Consider the following 264-nt stretch of genomic DNA (forward strand, 5'->3'; position numbering starts at 1 on the left):
CTCATGAACCGCGTATATTTCATGAATGGATTATAGCATGGAGAAATATTATATATTTATATAAAAAATATAAAGCTGACGTTAAGCCTTAAATTGACTCTTGACAAGTTTTTTAAATAACCTATTTTAAAACAACAATAAATGATTAAATGATTTTTTTATCAAGATTCAAACCCATTACTTCTAATAGATCGTTTTGATTATATAAATTCACTAAATGTGCTTCTACTCCTATACAAATTCCTTCTAGCGGAAGATCATTTG

1 pseudogene is annotated in these 264 nt (G+C 26.1%); it reads right to left on the reverse strand.

Annotation, left to right across the window (positions count from 1 at the left end):
• Positions 1-145 precede the first annotated feature (145 nt).
• A pseudogene (locus SB717_RS40345) lies at positions 146-264 on the reverse strand (bestrophin family protein); the annotation flags it as partial.

Source organism: Priestia sp. SIMBA_032, from assembly GCF_046535215.1.
GTDB lineage: Bacteria > Bacillota > Bacilli > Bacillales > Bacillaceae_H > Priestia > Priestia aryabhattai.